The sequence below is a fragment of the Roseovarius sp. SK2 genome (assembly GCF_028807495.1).
Classification (GTDB): Bacteria; Pseudomonadota; Alphaproteobacteria; order Rhodobacterales; family Rhodobacteraceae; genus Roseovarius; species Roseovarius confluentis.
The window spans coordinates 138063-155146 of sequence record NZ_JARAMK010000001.1; the positions used below are offsets into that span (position 1 = coordinate 138063).

The window sequence follows — 17084 nt, forward strand, 5'->3', positions numbered from 1 at the left end:
TCTTCACTGTTCCAAAAATACTCACGGCGCGACAGGCGCCATTAGCTCGACCTCGAGCCCCTCTTGCACGCCGGTGTAAAAACAGCTGCGCCGGTTGGTGTGGCAGGCCGGCCCGGTCTGGTCGACCAACACCAGCAGGCAGTCACGGTCGCAATCCACCCGGAACTCCACCAGCTTCTGCACGTGACCCGAGCTTTCGCCCTTGATCCAGAACGCCTGACGCGAGCGGCTCCAATAGGTGACGCGGCCCGTCTCGAGCGTTCGGGCCACGGCCTCGGCATTCATCCATGCCATCATCAGCACCTCGCCGCTGGCCGCATCCTGCGCGATGGCCGGGACCAGACCCTGGTCGTTGAAGCGCAAGCTGGAAACATCGAATTCCATGTCAGAAAACCTTTTGCCTTGGCGGTGTCAGCCCTTATCTATGGGTTCAACCAAGAAAGGGAAAGCCATGAGCGGCGAGACCGACCTGATCAAGCTTTACTCCGCACGGATTCTGGAACTTGCCGCCGACATCCCGCATCACGGGCGGCTCGATGCGCCGGATGTGACGGTCAAGCGCCGTGCACCGCTTTGCGGATCGACCGTGACGGTGGACCTGAAAACCGACGGCGACCGCATCACCGACTACGCCGCCGAGGTGAAGGCCTGTGCCCTGGGCCAGGCGGCGGCGAGCGTCGTGGGCGGTGGCATCATCGGCTGCAGCTACGATCAGGTGGTGGCGGCGCGCGATGCGCTGAAAGCCATGCTGAAATCCGACGGGCCCACGCCTCCTGCGCCTTTTGACGGCTTGGAAGTGTTGCGCCCCGCGCAGGATTACAAGAACCGCCACGCGTCCATCATGCTGACGCTCGAGGCCGCCACCGAGGCCATGGAAGAGGCCCGCGCCACCGCCTGAGCGTCTTCGTGCGAAGACTCTTGTCAGCGCACCACTTCGATCGTCGCGTGATCCACGCCGTAGTCTTCGCGCAGCCTGTCACGCACAGCCTGCTTGACCGTCTCGGCATCATGCCCATCGGCGACCGACAGATCCAGCGTCGCCATTGGGCGTTCCTGCGTGACCTGCCAGGCATGAACGTGGCTGACCTCGGCCACGCCCGGCACGTCCCGGGTCAGAGCCTCGGCCACCTCACGCCGGTCAAAGCCACCGGGCGCCCCCTCCAGCAGGATATGTCCGCTCTCGCGCACCACTTTCAGCGCCGAGCGCAGGATGATCACCGCCACCAGCATTGACAGGATCGGGTCGATCGGCATCCAGCCGCTCCAGAGGATCACCAGCGAGGCGACAATGGCTGCAACCGAGCCCAGCAAGTCCCCCGCCACATGGAGCGCGGCCGCACGGATGTTCAGGTTGTCACTGTCCTCGCGTGTCAGCACCCAGAAGGACGCGATGTTCACCACCAGCCCGGCCAGCGCCACCCAGAGCATCAGCCCGCCCAAGACCTCGACCGGTTGCGCCAGCCGCCGTATCGCCTCGATCACGATCCAGAGCGCGATGGCAAAGAGCGTCACCCCGTTGACGAAGGCCGCGAGGACCGAGAACCGATCGTAGCCATAGGTCCGCTTCCAGTCGGCCGGCCGCCGCGCGATGCGGAACGCGAACCAGGCTAGCATCAGCGATGCGAAATCGGTCAGCATATGCCCCGCATCGGCCAGCAGAGCCAGCGATCCCGAGAGGATCCCGCCGACAAGTTCGGCCAGCATGAAGCCTCCCGTCAGGGCGGCGGCGATGGCGATGGTGCGTTCCTTCTTCGGAACGTGGCTGTGCCCGTGGGCGTGGGAATGGTCGTGCATGGTCCTGTCCTTGCGCACTCAGCCTGTCACGGGGCGCGCACGGCTGCAATCGAGCGCGTCCAAGATTCTTCGTACGAAGACTCTTGGGGGGACGTGCGCAAAAAAACCGCCGCGCGCTGGAACAGCGGCGGCGGAAGGAATGCGTGATCCGCTTTGGCGCGTCGTGTCCGGGGAAGAGGCAACAACCCCGGGACAAGGGGACAGTATCGGGCCGCGTCAAGGGGACAGGAGACGCAAGCGCGACGCGCGCGGGATATACGCAGGCAGAAACGGTTACATCAGTCCCGGCAGGTAGAGCCCGCCAACCAGCGTGACGACCAGTGCCGCACCACCGATGAAATCACCGAGCAGAGTGTCAGCGGAGCGTCTTGCGGCGGTCTTGATCTGGGTCAGCATCGGAAGGGTCCTCATTGCCGTTAACTTCTGTTGCCCCTTTGTTCTCATTTCGGAAACCCTTTGTAAAGAACTTTATGAGAACATTTGCGAACTTTTGCAGACATTCCACCTCAAGCCCCTGATGCAGAAGCAAATTTCAGATTCAAATTTTCTTTGAACTGCCGACCGATCCGCTCCGACTACCGGTTACCAATCTTAATTCAAAGGGGAGTGAAACCATGTCGGACAAGGATCACAAGAAGTGGATCGACATCCTTTCCATGGGCACGTCGGCGCAGCGAGAAGATGGCAGCGACGTGTTCGACCCACCCGAGAGCTTTCTGCTCTTGCCAGCCGTGCAGATTGCGCCCGAGGACCCGGCAACCGACGCATTCGACTTCAAAACCTCGGACAGCGGCGACGAAGCGGCTTTCGATGTCGCGGACGTGCCGGTGACCAGCATCCAGACCGGCGGATCGGGCAGCGACGATCGGGACGTGCTCCCCGAGCCCGAGCCGGTCCCGGATTTCGGCATGACCGATCACTTCGATTTCATTTAAGTGTCGCGGCCCGATCTATCCGACGGACAAGAGCCGGATCGCTTCGTCCTGGCCCATCAACCACAAGAGAACGCGGGCGGCCTGCCCGCGCTCTGACTGCAATTCCGGGTCATCCCCAAGCAGCTTGCGCGCGTCGGACTGCGCCGTGGCCATCAGCCCTGCCTGCGCTTCCATGTCCGCCACGCGAAAGCGCGGCAGGCCGGATTGCGCCGTGCCGATCAGGTCGCCGACGCCGCGCATCTCGAGGTCCACCTCGGCGATGCGAAACCCGTCCTCGGTCTCGCGCATCGTATCCATCCGGCGCTGGCCGCCTTCGGACAAGGGCGCCTGGTACATCAACAGGCAGGTCGATTGGGCCTCGCCCCGGCCCACCCGGCCGCGCAGCTGGTGCAGCTGTGCCAGACCGAAATGCTCGGCTCGTTCGATCACCATGATCGAGGCGTTGGGCACGTCCACCCCCACCTCGATGACCGTGGTCGAGACCAGGACGCTCGTCTCGCCCCGTTGAAAAGCGGCCATCGCGGCGTCCTTCTCGGCGGGCGGCATCTGGCCGTGCACCAGCCCGACGCGCCCCTCGCCCAAGGCCGCGCGCAGATGCTTGAACCGCTCCTCGGCGCTGGTCAGATCCATCACCTCGGAGTCCTCGACCAGCGGGCAAACCCAGTAGGCCTGCCGTCCCTCGGTGATGGCGCTCTTCAGGTGCTCGACCACTTCCTGCATCCGCGCCATGTTGGTCAGCGCGGTCTTGATCGGCTTCCGCCCGGGCGGTTTCTCGTCGAGGATACTGACATCCATGTCGCCGTATTGCGCCAAGGCCAGGCTGCGCGGGATCGGCGTGGCGGTCATCACCAGAACGTCCACCGCAGTGCCCTTGCGCCCCAGCTCCAGCCGTTGCCGCACGCCGAAACGGTGCTGTTCGTCCACCACGGCAAGGCGCAGGTCGTTGAACTCCACATCCTTCTGAAAGACGGCATGGGTGCCCACCAGGATCTGGATATCGCCGCGCTTCAGCGCCTCCAGCTTGGCCCGCCGCTCCGCGCCCTTGTCGCGGCCCGTCAGCAGTTCCAGCACCACACCGGCGGATTCGGCCAGCGGCCGCAACCCTTGCAGGTGCTGCCGGGCGAGGATCTCGGTGGGGGCCATCATCACCCCCTGCCCGCCCGCCTCGACCGCGACCAAAAGCGCCATGAGTGCCACCAACGTCTTGCCCGCGCCCACGTCGCCTTGCAGCAAACGGTTCATGCGCAAGGGCGCGGCCATGTCGGCACTGATCTCGGCAATCGCCCGGGTCTGGGCACCGGTGGCGGTATAGGGCAGCGCCGCACGGACCCTGGATTGCAACGTGCCGGTCGCCTCGCTCACCCGTCCCTTGCCGCGCCGCATCTTGGCGCGCGCCAGCGCAAGGGTCAGCTGATGCGCCATGAACTCGTCATAGGCCAGCCGCGTGCGCGCCGGATCCGTCGCGGCGAGGTCGCCCATGTTCGTGGGGCTGTGGGCGTGGTCCAGCGCCGCATGCCAGTCGGGCCAGTCATCTTGGGCCTTTTGCGACGGGTCGATCCACTCGGCCAGATCCGGCGCGCGGGCCAGCGCAGATCGCACGGCCTTGGCCATGGTCTTTTGCGTCACGCCGGCGGTCAGCGGGTAGACAGGCTCGAAATCGGGGATCTCGCCCGCCTCTTCCACGGGCAGGATGTGATCGGGATGCACCATCTGCGCCATCCCGTCGAAGAGTTCCACCTTGCCCGAAACCACCCGCCGCGCGCCTGTCGGCAAAACGCGATTGAGGTAATCGTCGCGGCCGTTGAAGAACACCAGTTGAAAGGCGACCTGGGTATCCTCGACCTGTATACGATAGGGCCGCCCGCGCGATCGGGGCGGGTCATGCCGGCCCACCAAGACCTCGACCGTCACGGTACCCGGGAGGTCCGCGCCCTGCACCGTGTCACGCTTGCGCCGGTCGATGCCGGAATGCGGCAGCGTGAACAGAAGATCGCGGGGGCGCGAAATATGCAGCGCCTCCAATGTCTTGGCGGTCTTGGGCCCGACACCTTCCAGCGTCTCGAGGTCCGCGAAAAGCGGAAAGAGGATTTCCGGCCGGGTCGTCATGCGTCGCCGATCAGCTCCAGCCAGCCGTCTTCGTCGAGTGTCTCGATGCCCAACTCCGAGGCTTTCTTGGCCTTGCTGCCCGCCCCCGGCCCGGCCACCAGCAGGTCGGTCTTGGCCGACACCGAGCCCGAGACCTTGGCGCCCAACGCCTCGGCCCGGGCCTTGGCTTCGGCGCGGGTCATCTTTTCCAGCGTGCCGGTAAAGACGACCGTCTTGCCCGCGACGGGGCTGCCATCCGTCGCGGGGGCCGCGGCCTCTTCAATGGTCAGATGTGCCGTCAGCCTGTCGATGCTGTCCCGCTCATGATCCTGCGCGAACGCGGTCACCAAGCTGCGTGCCATGACCTCGCCCACCCCGTCGATGGCCAGAAGGTTGTCCCATTCCGGGCCTTCGCAATCTTTCGCGGCGTCCATCGCTTCGGTGAAGGTATCCCACCGGCCGTAGCTGCGCGCGATCAGGTTGCTGGCCTGCTCGCCCACGTGACGGATGCCAAGCGCGAACAGGACCCGGCCAAAGGGGATCGCCCGCGTGTCCTCGATGGCCTGAAACAGGTTCTCGGCGCTTTTCTCGCCCCAACCCTCGCGGTTCTTCAGCTGCTTCACGCCGCTGCCGTAGCGGTCCTTCAACGTGAAGATATCGGCAGGCTCCCTGATCCAGCCGTCGCGATAGAACTGCTCGACCTGTTTCGCGCCCAGACCTTCGATGTCAAAGGCCGCCCGCGAGACGAAATGCTTCAATTTCTCGACGGCCTGCGCCGGGCAGATCAGCCCGCCGGTGCAGCGGCGGACGGCGTCGCCCTCTTCGCGGATCGCCTCGGAGCCGCATTCAGGGCACTCGGTCGGAAACACGTAAGGTTCCGCGCCTTCAGGCCGCTTCGACAGGTCCACATCGGCCACTTTCGGGATCACGTCCCCGGCACGGTAGACCTGTACCCAGTCACCGATCCGGATGTCCTTGCCGCCGCGGATCTCCTGCCCCTTGCTGTCGCGCCCGGCGATGTAATCCTCGTTGTGCAGGGTTGCATTGCTGACCACCACGCCGCCCACGGTCACGGGGGTCAGCCGGGCCACGGGGGACAGCGCACCGGTGCGGCCCACCTGGATCTCGATGTTTTCCAAAGTGGTCCAGGCCAGCTCGGCGGGAAATTTATGCGCCGTGGCCCAGCGTGGCGTCGTGCTGCGAAAGCCCAGTCGGCGCTGCAGGTCGAGGTCGTTGACCTTGTAGACCACGCCGTCGATGTCATAGCCCAAGCTGGCGCGCTGTTGCTCGATCTGGTCGTAATGCGCCTGCATCTCTGCCGGGCCGTCGCACAGCGCGGTCAGCGGGTTGGTCGAAAACCCCAACTCGGCCAGCCGGTCTATCGCGGCCATTTGCGTGCCTGCCAGCGCTTCGCTGACCTCGCCCCAGGCATAGGCAAAGAAACGCAACGGGCGGGACTTGGTGATGCTGCTGTCGAGTTGGCGCAGCGATCCCGCCGCGGCGTTGCGCGGGTTGGCGAAGGTCTTGGTCCCCGCCTCGGACTGCCGCGTGTTCAGCGCCTCGAAATCGGCGTGGCTCATATAGACCTCGCCGCGCACCTCCAGCACGTCGGGCGCGTCTTTCAGCGTCACCGGAATATCGTCGATGGTGCGGGCATTGGCGGTGACGTTCTCGCCCACCGCACCGTCGCCGCGCGTGGCGGCCTGGACCAGTTTGCCCCCCTCGTAGCGCAGGCTCAGGCTCAGCCCGTCGATCTTGGGTTCGGCGGTGTACTTGAGCGGTGCATCGGCAGCGAGGCCGAGATAGCGGCGGATGCGGTCGTCGAATTCCACGACCTCGGCGTCGTCAAAGACGTTTGACAGGCTGAGCATCCGCACCGCGTGCGTGACCTTGGAAAAGCCGTCGGCCGGGGCCGCCCCGACCTGGTCGCTGGGGCTGTCGTCGCGTTTCAGGCCGGGGAATCGCGCCTCGATGGCGGCGTTGCGGGCCTTGAGCGCGTCGTATTCCGCGTCGCTGATCTGCGGCGCGTCGTCCCGATGATAGGCATCATTGGCCTTCGCCAGCACGTCGGCCAGGCGGGCCAGCTCTTCGCGGGCCTGCGTTTCGGTCAGGGTGTCTACGGGTGTTTCGGCGGTCATGCCCTGTTCTCTGTCTTGCTGCCGGTCGGCTTCTTTCCCGAAGTGTTAAAGCCTTTCTTGCCAAAGCTGAATTGCAGATTTTCATTCAAGGCCCCGACCGCGCCCGTCAGAAGCGGAAAACGCATCTTGCCGAACGTACCCGACAGGCCCGTCCTGATGGTCTGCCGGTCGCCACACGCGAAACCGGGCCCGGCATGGATGCCGGACCCGGTCAGCTGGAGGGCCGTGTCGTAACTGCATTCCGTGTCAGGCCGGACACGGTATCGCCACCGCGTAAGGGCGCGATCCTGCAGGATCGGGATTGCCTGACAGGTCTGCCGCCTCGGGCCTCAGGCGCCCACGGCGAGCCGTGGTCCGTCACCTTTTCCCTCTGTCGGCTCCGGGTCGCGCAGGACATAGCCGCGGCCCCAGACCGTTTCGATATAATTGTCGCCGCCCGTCGCCTCGGCCAGCTTCTTGCGCAGCTTGCAGATGAAAACGTCGATGATCTTGAGTTCCGGCTCATCCATGCCGCCGTAGAGATGGTTCAGGAACATCTCTTTCGTCAGGGTCGTGCCCTTGCGCAGGCTGAGAAGTTCCAGCATCTGGTATTCCTTGCCCGTCAGGTGCACCGTCTTGCCGGCCACATCGACCGTCTTGGCGTCGAGGTTCACGTTGACCTTGCCGGTGCGGATCATCGACTGCGAATGTCCCTTGGAGCGGCGTATGATCGCATGGATCCGCGCCACCAGTTCCTCGCGGTGGAAAGGTTTGGTCAGGTAGTCGTCGGCGCCGAATCCGAAGCCCTTGATCTTGTTCTCGGTATCGTCCGCGCCGGACAGGATAAGGATCCGCGTTTCGATCCGTGCAAGCCTGAGTTGCCGCAGCACCTCGTGTCCGTTCATGTCGGGCAGGCCCAGATCGAGCAGGATCAGATCGTAATCGTAAAGCTTGGCAAGATCGATCCCCTCCTCGCCGAGGTCCGTGGTGTACACGTTCAGGTTGGCATGGGTCAGCATCAATTCGATGCTCTTCGAAGTATTGGGATCATCTTCGATCAAAAGAACGCGCATTCGTTAATCTCCGCTTATATCCTTGTCCGTCCTGATATTCCGGGAAATTGGTTAACCGGTGGTTACTCTAGAAGAACAATTAGCGCGCACTACTTTAGGTTGTCGACTCATTTTGCGACAGTGACCTTCAATCCGTGTTCCCCATGCCGGGAAACGGCGTCCAGCCACTCGTTGAATTCCTCGGGGCTGATCTGGTACATGTCCTGCGCCTCGGCCTGTGTGATCAGGCTGTGGGCCACGGCCCTGACAACCTGAAGTTTACGCGACGCCACCCATCGCTGCGTGTCCGGTGGCGGAAGGTCCGCGCGCGTCATGACCGTGCCATCGGGCAGCGTCACGGCGCGGGGGCCTTCGACTTTCTTGAGATACATCCTGGTTCACCCCTTACGACATCACCGGGCCAACATTCCGGAATTGTCCTTAACGCCGGGTGAAACGGCGCGGGCCGAATGCATCGGATTTTTCTAAAAGCGCGTCCTGCAAGGGCCCTCAGAGCGCGGGCGGGTTGACACTTGCGTCGCGACAGGCCACACCGCGCCCTCTTCACACGCGCCAGATCGCCCCTATATTCGGCGAAACCGGAGCCCTGCCATGCCGCTCGATCCTGAACTGAACTCGCTTGGATTTCCCAAGGCCCCCGCCGACACACGGGTCGTCGTTGCCATGTCCGGCGGCGTCGACAGTTCCGTCGTGGCGGCGCAGCTGGCCGAGGAAGGCTATGACGTGGTGGGTGTGACGCTGCAGCTTTACGACCATGGCGCGGCGCTGGCCAAGAAGGGCGCCTGCTGTGCCGGGGTCGACATCCACGATGCCCGCCGCGTGTCCGAGGAGATGGGCTTCCCTCATTACGTGCTGGATTACGAGAACATCTTCAAGGACGCGGTGATCGACGAGTTCGCCGACAGCTATCTTGCGGGTGCGACGCCCGTGCCCTGCATCCGCTGCAACGAGCGGGTGAAGTTCAAGGACCTTCTGGAGACGGCGAAGGATCTCGATGCCGATTGCATGGCGACGGGGCATTATATCCAGCGCAAGCTGGGCGACCGTGGGCCGGAGCTGCATTGCGCGGCGGACGCCAATCGCGATCAGAGCTATTTCCTGTTCTCGACCACGCCGGAACAGCTGGACTTCCTGCGCTTTCCGCTGGGGCACCTGCCGTCCAAGGACGCGACACGGCAACTGGCGGCGCGCTATGGACTGCCCGTGGCGGACAAGCCCGACAGCCAGGACATCTGCTTCGTGCCAAACGGCAACTATGCGTCGGTGATCGAAAAGCTGCGTCCGGGTGCCGCCGAGCCGGGCGAGATCGTCCATGCCGACGGCCGCGTGCTGGGGCGGCATGACGGCGTGATCCACTACACGATCGGCCAGCGCCGGGGCCTTGGCATCGGCGGCCTGGAAGAGCCGCTTTACGTGGTGAAACTCGACGTCGATACGCAGCGCGTGATCGTCGGACCCAAAGATATGCTGGCGACCCGCACCGTGCCGGTGCGCGAGATCAACTGGCTGGGCGACGAGGATTTCCAGAGCCGTCCCGAGTGGCACGTGTCGGTCAAGGTCCGCTCCACCCGCCCCCCGCGCGAGGCGGTCATCCGCCCCACCGGGCCGGACACGGCGGAGGTCGAGCTGATGGTGGCCGAGGAAGGTGTTTCACCCGGGCAGGCCTGCGTGTTCTACGAAACCGAGGGCAGCCGCATTCTTGGCGGTGGCTGGATCTGGAAAGGCTGACCGCGCGGCTCAGGCCGAGGCGCGTATGGTCGCGAGCGGTTCAGTGTTCCGCGGATCGGTCCGGCTGTTGCGGTGATAGGACGAACAGGGCCAGTCATGCGGATCGCTGACAAACCCGTGGCGCACCGGATCGGTCCAGCAATGGCGTCGGAATGTTTCCATCTCGGCGCGGGTGCGGATCGGCTCGATCTTGTCATGCGGAGACCACAGATGCGCGCCGCCCGCCGCGATCTGGCTGGGGGTCATCGCCCTTTTCGAAACGCACGCCGCGAATCTTGCCTTGATCGTGGAAAGCCGGATGGAGAGATCGCCGTCTCGGAAAGGCAAAGTCAGGACTGCGTGCAAGTGGTCGGGCAGAACGACCCAGGCGTCGACTTCGAATGGCCAAAGGTCGCGGACAATCCGCACCGCGCCCTGCAAGTGCTCGATTTCATCGACCAGTGTCGTGGCATCGGGCTCGATCAGGGTCAGGGTCACGAAACTCGTTTCGCCCCGGCGGCGAAGAGGAAGAAGCTGTACCATGCCCCGAAGCTTGGGCGATTCCCATTAATGGACGATTGACGCGGGCGCGCGATCCGTTAGCCGGGCATCCGGTCCAGCACCGCGCGGGCGGCACGCAGGCCCGGATCCTCGCCGCCACGGCCCAGCCGTTCCATCGTCAGGCGCATCGCGTCGCGCTGCGGGCCCGGATTGTCGAGCATGTCCAGAACGCCGGGCGCGATGAGATCCGCGCGACACCGCTCGCCGTTGAATTCGGGGATGGCGCGGGTTTCCGACACCAGGTTGACCAGCGTGAGCGTGTCGATGATCAGCATCCGGCGGATGATCTCGCGCGTCAGCCATGCCGCGTCATAGGCGATGACCATCGGCGTGTCGGCGGCGGCCAGTTCCAACGACACGGTGCCCGACGCCGCCAGCGCACCTTGAGCACAGCCAAAGGCCGCGGCTTTGCGCCGCTTGTCGGCCTGAACTTGCCCTGTCGGCCCGACCACAACCGGGGCGCCGGGCCAGTCCGCCACAAGCACCGTGACCTGTTCGGTGCGGGCCGCCACGGTCGGGATCACCAGTCGCAACTCGGGTTTCGCCGCGCAAACCTGCCGGATCGCGTCTCCGAAAATCGGGCCGAGACGCGCCACTTCGCTGCCGCGCGACCCGGGCAGCACCAGCAGCACCGGCGCGTCGCCCAGGCCGTGATCGGCGCGGAACCCCGCGATTTCCGCTTCGGACGCGGGTTCATCATTTACCACCGGATGCCCGACGAAATCGCAGTCCACGCCCGCGGCCTCCAGGTAGGGCGGCTCGAACGGCAGCAGCGCCAGGACCTGGTCGATGACCTTTGCCATCTTGTCGGCCCGCTTGGGCCGCCACGCCCAGACCGAGGGGGCGACGTAATGCACGGTGCGCAGGTCGCTGCGGTCCTTGATGATCTTCGCCACGCGCAGGCAGAAATCCGGGCTGTCGATGCTGATCACCACGTCGGGCGCATAGTCGATCGCGGCTTGGGCGGTTTCACGGATGCGGCGCTTGAGGTGGAAATACTTGGGCAGGATCTCGACCAGCCCCATGACGCTCAACTCTTCCATGGGAAAGAGCGACGTGAACCCCTCGGCCTGCATCTGGTCGCCGCCCACCCCTGCGAATTCCACGTGCCTCAGCGATTTCAGGCCCGCCATCAGCGCGGCCCCCAGCCGGTCGCCCGATGCCTCGCCGGCGATGACGAAGACCTTCATGCCCCGCCCCGTGGCCGCACCCACAGGAACATGCCTTGCGCGCGCAGCACTTCGGCCACGCCCTCGGGGTCGAGCAGCATCACGCCGCCTGCCTCGATCACGATGCCCGCCAGCCCGGCCTCGGCGGCACGCATCACGGTGCCAAGGCCAATGAGCGGCATGTCCACGCGCAATTCCTGCCCCGGCTTCGGCGCCTTGTAGAGGAGGCCGCCATCGCTGGTGTCCTCCGCCGCGCGCGCCTCGGCCACCGGGCCGCTCAGCCAGTCGGCAACGCTGTCGAGCATGTCGCCCATCATCTCGAACGGATCATGCGAGACGCCGTGGTCCGGGGTTTCGGGACAAAGATCGCTCAGCATGGCATCGGTTCCGCGGGCGTCCTCGCGGGCGATCACCTTGCCACCGCGCACCACCACGGCCTGCCCGGCATCGGCCGCGGCCAATTCGGCCAGCGCCGCCTCTGCCACGGCAATATCTTGCTCCACGCCGTCCGGCAACGTCCCGGTCAAACCCTCGGGCGGCAGCAGCGAGGGGTCGATATCGGCCGCACCGATAACCTCGATGCCGGCCTCTTCGAAAATCTCGGTGAAAATGCGCAGCGTGCTGTCATCGCCGGAAGTGCTCAGCGCCGCCTGCACCTTGGGCACCAGCGGCATTGTCGCGGCGTCGATCTGAGACGGGTCGATCGGCGGGCGGCGCATGGCCCCGGCCATGCAGATCCGGGTGACGCCGATCTCCTTGGCGGTGGCGATGAAGGTTCCCAGCGTTTCGAGCCGAAAGCCAAGCCGCGGCACCTCGCCTTTCACATCCGAGGGGAACTGCTCGATCTCGCAGACGACCGGCACCTCGCCACGGGCCAGCAAAACCCGCACCAGCTGCGGTGGCAGGCCACCCTGCCCGGCGATCAGCGCCAGCGTCATCGGCGCCTCAACCCGCGCCCGGGGTCAGGAAGGACCGGTCGCTTTCGGCCAGCACGAAATCCACGATCTGGCGAACATATGCGCTCTCGGTTTCCTCGCCCAGTCGGCGGGCGCGGTCCTGGAATGCGCCTTCGCCTTGCGCCAGCATCTGGAACGCGGCGCGCAGCGCGGTGATGTCCTTGCGGGCCACGCCCCGCCGCTTGAGCCCGACGAGGTTCAGCCCGTCCAGATGTCCGCGCGGCGCCTGGACCAGGCCGTAGGGAATGACGTCGTTGGTCACCATGGTGACCGCGCCGATGATCGCGCCCTGCCCGATGCGCACCCATTGGTGCACGCCAGACAGGCCGCCGATGATCACGTCATCCTCGACCACGCAATGCCCTGCAAGGGCGGCGTTGTTGACGATGATCACCCGGTTGCCCACCTGCACGTCATGGGCGACGTGACAGCCGGCCATGAAAAGCCCGTCATCGCCCACGCGGGTGATGCCGCCGCCGCCCTCGGTGCCGGAATTCATCGTGACATGCTCGCGGATGCGGTTGCGCTGGCCGATCACCAGCTTGGTCTTCTCGCCCGCGAATTTCAGGTCCTGCGGGATCTCTCCGATACAGGCGAAGGAAAAGATCACCGTCTCGTCCCCCACCTGCGTGTCGCCGGTGACAACCACGTGGGATTTCAGAACCACGCCATCGCCGAGGCGGACGTCGGGGCCGACATGGCAGAACGGGCCGATCTCGACCCCGGCGCCGATCTGGGCGCCCTCGTCAATGACCGCACTTGGATGAATGCGCGTCTCGGCCATGCGGCTTACTCCTTCGGCATGTCCATCATGGCGGTGAAATCCGCCTCGCAGGCCAGTTCGCCCGCGACCGTCGCCTCGCCGTGGAAACGCCAGACCTTACCGCCCGGCTTGCCGCGCGTGGTGTTCACCTTCAACTCCAGCACGTCTCCGGGGACCACCATGCGGCGGAACTTGCAGGCCTCGATCGCCATGAAATAGACCAGCAGCTCGCGGTCCTCCATTTCCAGCGCGGCGCCCACCATGACGGCGGCGGTCTGGGCCATCGCTTCGACGATCGTGACACCGGGCATGATCGGCTTGGCGGGAAAATGCCCTTGGAAATGCGGCTCGTTCATCGTGACGTTCTTGATGCCGCGGGCGGATTGATAGCCGTCCATGTCCACGACCTTGTCCACCAGCAGGAACGGATAGCGATGCGGAATCAGGCGTTGGATGCGTCCGATATCGGCGCTGTCGAGGGACGTGGTCATGAGGGGTCTCTTCCTTCTGCCTTTGGCCGTGAACAGAACCTGCCCGCGGTGTCCCCGCTTAGCAACTTGGAGTCAGCGGGGCAAGCGCGGCGGCGGTCCGGACGGCTATTCCGCGGGGGCGTTTTCAGGGTCGCTGTCGCGCTCACTGTCTGGGTCGGTGCCGGGCTCAGGTTCCCTGTCGGGAGTGGCATCCGGGGCGTCGGATGCGCCCTCGTCCGTGCCGGCGCCGCCCGCGTCCTGCGCGGCGGGGCCCAGCGTGGCGTCGATGCGCTGGACCGCGGCGCTGGTGATGTCGACCACGTCGGCCTGAAGCAGCACAGTGCGGCGATCCATCACCACCGCGGCCCCGGCCTCGCGCATCAGTTCGACCAGAACCGGCTCGACCCGGCGCATGAAATCAAGGGGCGCACGTTCGCGGTTGCGCTCGTGCTCGCGCACACGGCGCTGGCTGTCGGCGCGAATCGTCTGGACCCGTTCGTCGAAGGCGTCAGCAAGGTCTCGGAATTCCTCGGGCGAGGAGGTGTCGCGCTGCTCGGTCAGGGCAAGCTCCTCGGCCTCGAGCTCGGCCTCCAGCTTGCGGTTGAGGGCGATCAGGTCTTCGCGCTCTTGCTGAAGCTGGGCGGTGATCGCCTGACCCAGGCGGGTTTCCTCGAACAGGCGTTCGGGGTCCACCACCAGGATGTCGCTTTGCACCACGCCGACGCTTTGCGCCGCCGCGGGCACGGGGCCGCCGACGAGCCACCCCGGGGCCGCCAGCAGGGCCACCGACATCAGCAGGGCCCGTAGCGGTGTCATGTCAGAATTCCGTGCGGACCGTGATATCGAACTCGCGCTCGATGTCGCCCGGCTCTTTCTGAAGCGCCTTGGAGAAGTTCAGCCGCAGCGGACCGAATGGCGATTCCCAGAACAGGGACAGGCCAACCACGTGGCGCGCATTGAACCCGGTGGATTGCGCCGCGCCGATCGTATCGACATTCCAGATCGCGCCGACATCGTAGAACGCGCCGCCCGACAGGCCGAATTCCTCGGGCGTGCCCAGCGGAAACTCCACGTCGAACTTGGCCACGGCAAAAAGGTTGCCGCCCAGATGTTCGCCATTCTGGATCGGGCCCATGCCGTTGGAATCGAAGCCGCGCATGACCTGACCGGTATAACGGTCGATGGCGCGGGACCGATCACCGCCCATGAAATCCAGCGCACCCGCCTCGAGAGAGGCACGCAGCGTGATCTCTTCATTAAAGGCAAGTCTTTGCGCGGCCACGCGCATGGAGTACTTCATGAACTCGAGGTCGCCACCAACCCCGTTATATTCTACGCCCGCATCGAGCAGAACGCCGGCATTGGGGTTCAGTCCCGTGCGCCGCGTGTCGAAGACGACGCGCGCGCCGACGCCGCTGGTGAAAAAATCACCTTGCGCGACTTCCGCGGCCAGCGTGGGTGAGACGCCGACATAGTCGTCCATCTCCTGGTAGCCGGCCTTGTAGTAGAGTGTCAGACGGCTGTTCTCGGCAACCGGGAAGGTCAGGCTGGGCTGAAGCACGCCCTGGACTGTGTCATACAGCGCGTTGTTGCCATCGGTTTCCAGCAGCGAGGTCTGGATCGCGAATTCGACGTCCCGGCCCAGGAAGGCCGGTTCAGCGAAGGCAAGGTTGTAGTTGGCAGTGTCGGCCGAGGCCGAGATCTGCGCCGTCACCCGCTGGCCGCGGCCCAGGAAGTTGCGCTCGGAAAAGCCCAGCGTCAGGCCGAAACCGCCGTCCGAACTATAGCTGCCACCGAAGGACAGCGTGCCGGTGGTGGTTTCCTCGACATCCACGTCGACCACGACTTGGCTGGGGTCCGACCCTTCGCGCGCGTTGACTTCCACGTCCTCGAAGTAGCGCAGCGCGCGGATGCGCTCGGCGGCTTCGCGGATCTGGCGGGGGTTGAAGGGGTCGCCCTCGACGGGTGTGAACTGGCGGCGGATCACCCGGTCCAGCGTGGTCGTATTGCCCTCGATGTCGATCCGCTCGACGAAGACGCGTGGACCACGCACCAGCATGAACTCGATATCCAGCGTCAGGTCCCGTTCATTGCGGGTGATGACCGGCTCGACCCGCAGGAAATCGACGCCCCGGCGGATCGCCAGCCGTTCCATCCGCGCGATCGAGTTCTCGACCAGCGTCGGCGAATAGACCACGCCCGAGCGGATCCGCAGCACGTTCTGGTAATCGGCGGCATTGGCCTCGGGAATCTCGCTGGTCGTCGTGATCTGCCCAAAGCGGAATTGCTGCCCTTCCTGCACATTGAAGGTCACGAAATAGCCGTCACGTTCCTGCGCAAGCTCGGCATTGGTGCCGGTGACACGGAAATCGACATAGCCACGGGACAGGTAGAAATCACGCAGCACCTGCTTGTCGAATTCCAGTCGCTCGGCATTGAACGTGTCGCGCGCGACGATGGCGCGCAGGATACCCGCCTGCTTGCTGTCCACGACGCGGCGCAGGCGGCGGTCGGAATAGGCGCGGTTGCCGACAAAGCTGACGCGGTTCACCTCGATCGCACCGCCTTCGAAGATCTCGAAGACAAGGTCGATACGGTTGTCGCTCCGCCGGATGACCTTGGATTGAATGCGGGCCGATACGCGCCCGTTCTCTTCGTAGGCTTCGGTCAGGATCGCGACGTCGCGCTCAACGCGGGTGGGGCTGAAAACCTGGCGCGGTTCGCTTTCGATAAAGCTTTGCAGGTCGGGGTCCTTGATGCGCCGGTTGCCCTCGAAGGCGATGCGGTTGATCGTCGGGTACTCGATAACCCGGATCACCAGCGTGTTGCCCTGCGGAATGACCTGCACGTCCTCGAAAAGACCGCTGGCGCGAATACGCTGCGCGGCATCGTTCAACTGACCGGCGCTGATCGTCTCGCCACGGGCGATGCCCGCCTGGCTGAGGATCGTACCGCCCTCGATCCTCTGGTTGCCCTCGATGGACACGTTGGTGAAGCGATAGCTTTGCGCCTGCGCCTCGGTGGCGACGGACAAGGCGGCGGCCAGCAGGCCGACCGCGAAAAGCAGCGAAAGAAAACGGTGTGTTGGAAAGAGCCCTGAAAAGCGCTTCGTCCCCAACCCGATCGACAGTTTCATAAGCGATCCCAATCAGCCATCCCAGTGGGCAAAAGCACTACCGTCTCCGTTGGGGGTTGTCAAAACGAGTATGGGAGATTTTTAGAGATTGCGTCCTCTTGGCCGCAGGCCGGGCGCCACGCCTCAGAGCGAACCGACGAAGGCGCCAGCCCAAAGGGCGACGGCGATGGTGGCAAGATAGAGAATCCGGTCCCAGTTGAGGTTCACCAACAGGGTCATCCCGCGATATCCGTTCAGAACATGTTGCATTTGATTCCGGGCTTTCGATTCGTATTCGGTCAGACGCTACCCGCAGTTTTCCGATTTCATTATGACGAT

The 17084-nt window shown here is 64.8% G+C and carries 18 protein-coding genes; 3 read left to right on the forward strand and 15 right to left on the reverse strand.

Annotated elements, in window-relative coordinates; all coding sequences use genetic code 11:
- Positions 1-21: 21 nt before the first annotated feature.
- Complete coding sequence (hisI, locus tag PVV74_RS00695; protein ID WP_103761271.1) at positions 22-384, reverse strand: phosphoribosyl-AMP cyclohydrolase; 363 nt, start codon at positions 382-384, stop codon at positions 22-24.
- Positions 385-451: 67 nt separating this feature from the next.
- Between hisI and PVV74_RS00700 the strand changes: the two genes are divergently transcribed.
- Positions 452-898: an iron-sulfur cluster assembly scaffold protein gene (locus tag PVV74_RS00700; RefSeq protein WP_103761272.1), complete on the forward strand. Its 447-nt coding sequence runs from the start codon at positions 452-454 to the stop codon at positions 896-898.
- A gap of 23 nt (positions 899-921) precedes the next feature.
- Here PVV74_RS00700 and PVV74_RS00705 read toward each other — a convergent pair whose 3' ends face one another.
- Together PVV74_RS00705 and PVV74_RS00710 are read right to left on the reverse strand one after the other, a co-directional pair.
- Positions 922-1794, reverse strand: coding sequence for a cation diffusion facilitator family transporter (locus PVV74_RS00705; RefSeq protein WP_274591882.1), 873 nt, complete (start codon positions 1792-1794; stop codon positions 922-924).
- A 273-nt stretch (positions 1795-2067) separates the two neighbouring features.
- Positions 2068-2205 carry a hypothetical protein gene (locus PVV74_RS00710; protein WP_170067078.1) on the reverse strand — a complete coding sequence of 46 codons (138 nt, stop codon included), beginning with the start codon at positions 2203-2205 and terminating at the stop codon, positions 2068-2070.
- 203 nt (positions 2206-2408) lie between these two features.
- On the opposite strand from PVV74_RS00710, the gene PVV74_RS00715 reads away from it, so the two are divergent.
- On the forward strand, positions 2409-2729 hold the full coding sequence (locus tag PVV74_RS00715) for a hypothetical protein (RefSeq protein WP_274591883.1): 321 nt from the start codon (positions 2409-2411) through the stop codon (positions 2727-2729).
- A gap of 15 nt (positions 2730-2744) precedes the next feature.
- On the opposite strand, the gene recG is transcribed toward PVV74_RS00715, so the two are convergent.
- The 4 genes from recG to sciP all read right to left on the reverse strand — a co-directional run bounded on the left by recG (position 2745) and on the right by sciP (position 8375).
- Entirely contained in the window at positions 2745-4835 is a 2091-nt protein-coding gene (recG, locus tag PVV74_RS00720) for an ATP-dependent DNA helicase RecG (RefSeq protein ID WP_274591884.1), read from the reverse strand.
- Entirely contained in the window at positions 4832-6952 is a 2121-nt protein-coding gene (gene ligA, locus PVV74_RS00725) for an NAD-dependent DNA ligase LigA (RefSeq protein WP_274591885.1), read from the reverse strand. Before ligA ends, recG begins: the two co-directional genes overlap by 4 nt.
- Before the next feature lie 329 nt (positions 6953-7281).
- Positions 7282-8004: a response regulator transcription factor CtrA gene (gene ctrA, locus PVV74_RS00730; RefSeq protein WP_274591886.1), complete on the reverse strand. Its 723-nt coding sequence runs from the start codon at positions 8002-8004 to the stop codon at positions 7282-7284.
- 107 nt (positions 8005-8111) lie between these two features.
- A complete protein-coding gene (gene sciP, locus PVV74_RS00735) occupies positions 8112-8375 on the reverse strand; it encodes a CtrA inhibitor SciP (protein ID WP_103761277.1) in 264 nt (87 codons plus the stop codon).
- A 220-nt stretch (positions 8376-8595) separates the two neighbouring features.
- On the opposite strand from sciP, the gene mnmA reads away from it, so the two are divergent.
- On the forward strand, positions 8596-9732 hold the full coding sequence (gene mnmA, locus PVV74_RS00740; RefSeq protein WP_274591887.1) for a tRNA 2-thiouridine(34) synthase MnmA: 1137 nt from the start codon (positions 8596-8598) through the stop codon (positions 9730-9732).
- A 9-nt stretch (positions 9733-9741) separates the two neighbouring features.
- On the opposite strand, the gene PVV74_RS00745 is transcribed toward mnmA, so the two are convergent.
- The 8 genes from PVV74_RS00745 to PVV74_RS00780 all read right to left on the reverse strand — a co-directional run bounded on the left by PVV74_RS00745 (position 9742) and on the right by PVV74_RS00780 (position 17015).
- Positions 9742-10254: an REP-associated tyrosine transposase gene (locus PVV74_RS00745; protein ID WP_103761279.1), complete on the reverse strand. Its 513-nt coding sequence runs from the start codon at positions 10252-10254 to the stop codon at positions 9742-9744.
- Between the two features lie 56 nt (positions 10255-10310).
- Positions 10311-11462 carry a lipid-A-disaccharide synthase gene (lpxB, locus tag PVV74_RS00750; protein WP_274591888.1) on the reverse strand — a complete coding sequence of 384 codons (1152 nt, stop codon included), beginning with the start codon at positions 11460-11462 and terminating at the stop codon, positions 10311-10313.
- Entirely contained in the window at positions 11459-12379 is a 921-nt protein-coding gene (locus PVV74_RS00755; protein ID WP_274591889.1) for an LpxI family protein, read from the reverse strand. Before PVV74_RS00755 ends, lpxB begins: the two co-directional genes overlap by 4 nt.
- Before the next feature lie 7 nt (positions 12380-12386).
- Positions 12387-13181 (reverse strand): acyl-ACP--UDP-N-acetylglucosamine O-acyltransferase, encoded by a 795-nt coding sequence (lpxA, locus tag PVV74_RS00760; protein WP_274591890.1) that lies wholly within the window; start codon positions 13179-13181, stop codon positions 12387-12389.
- A 5-nt stretch (positions 13182-13186) separates the two neighbouring features.
- Complete coding sequence (gene fabZ, locus PVV74_RS00765) at positions 13187-13651, reverse strand: 3-hydroxyacyl-ACP dehydratase FabZ (protein WP_103761282.1); 465 nt, start codon at positions 13649-13651, stop codon at positions 13187-13189.
- 105 nt (positions 13652-13756) lie between these two features.
- Positions 13757-14446 carry an OmpH family outer membrane protein gene (locus tag PVV74_RS00770; protein ID WP_274591891.1) on the reverse strand — a complete coding sequence of 230 codons (690 nt, stop codon included), beginning with the start codon at positions 14444-14446 and terminating at the stop codon, positions 13757-13759.
- Between the two features lies 1 nt (position 14447).
- The gene (bamA, locus tag PVV74_RS00775; RefSeq protein WP_274591892.1) at positions 14448-16766 is read right to left on the reverse strand and encodes an outer membrane protein assembly factor BamA; all 2319 of its coding nucleotides are present in this window, start codon (positions 16764-16766) and stop codon (positions 14448-14450) included.
- 123 nt (positions 16767-16889) lie between these two features.
- Positions 16890-17015, reverse strand: coding sequence for a hypothetical protein (locus PVV74_RS00780; RefSeq protein WP_261391182.1), 126 nt, complete (start codon positions 17013-17015; stop codon positions 16890-16892).
- Positions 17016-17084 lie beyond the last annotated feature (69 nt).